The organism is Micrococcus sp. H39-S4, assembly GCF_027158145.1.
In the GTDB taxonomy this organism is placed as follows: domain Bacteria; phylum Actinomycetota; class Actinomycetes; order Actinomycetales; family Micrococcaceae; genus Micrococcus; species Micrococcus luteus.
On record NZ_JAPVLT010000032.1, the window covers coordinates 1 to 928 of the forward strand.

Here is a 928-nt window from a genome sequence, read left to right on the forward strand (position 1 = left end):
CCGGGTCGTGTTCACCAGCCCCGCCCTGGCCGCCGTCGGGATGACCGAACGGCAGGCCTCCGCTGCCGGGATCCGCTACGACAGCCGTGTCCTGTCACTCGCGCACGTCCCACGCGCGATCGTCAACCGCGACACCTGCGGGTTCATCAAGATGGTCACCGACGCCGACACCGGCCGCATCATCGGCATTACCGCCCTGGCCCAGGACGCCGGCGACCTCGCCGCCGCCGGGGTCTACATGCTCGAGGCCGGCATGACCACCAGCCAGGTCGCCAACCTCTGGAGCCCCTACCTGACCATGGCCGAAGGCCTCAAGCTCACCGCGCAGGCCTTCACCACCGACATCGCCAAGCTCTCCTGCTGCGCGGCGTGAACCTGCCCCGCACACAGGGACACCGATAGGGGACCGCCTCGCCCCGGGGCGCGAGACAAGAAAATGGGCGCCGATCAGCCCTACTTACTGGCACCCCTGCGTATCGGACCTGCAACCACCGGGGAGTTCAGTCGATGCAAGAACTCCCGTCCCAGGCCTATATCTGGACGTCTTCACGACCTCTACGTGCTCGACCCGACGAGGACAGCACTGGACGACGCGATGACCGCCTTGCGGCGCCGCCATGAGGCCGCGGTCCGTTTGGGCCGCGTCACCGCACCACCATGACCACGATCGTCACCACGTAAGCCGCGGCGACCAGACCGATCCCCAGCAGGGTGAGCACCACCCCGCGCCGGGCCGGCCGCTGGCCCTCGTCCGGCCCGGGGCCCTTGCCGTGCTTCGCGGCCATCGCGCGCTCCTAAGACGTTGCTCAAGCATGTGCGGCTCTCGCGAGCGGGCTTCCGTGCCGAGTGCTACCAGCTCAGGTCGTGACAGCCGTCGCTGCCGGCGCCCTCCACCTGCAAGGTGGCATGGGCGATACCGTAACGGTCG

1 protein-coding gene and 1 pseudogene are annotated in these 928 nt (G+C 68.9%); one reads left to right on the plus strand and one right to left on the minus strand.

Annotation, left to right across the window (positions count from 1 at the left end; all coding sequences use genetic code 11):
* Positions 1-373, plus strand: a pseudogene (locus O3T09_RS11795) (mercury(II) reductase); the annotation flags it as partial.
* 271 nt (positions 374-644) lie between these two features.
* On the opposite strand, the gene O3T09_RS11800 reads toward O3T09_RS11795, so the two are convergent.
* Entirely contained in the window at positions 645-785 is a 141-nt protein-coding gene (locus O3T09_RS11800) for a hypothetical protein (protein ID WP_165381393.1), read from the minus strand.
* Positions 786-928 lie beyond the last annotated feature (143 nt).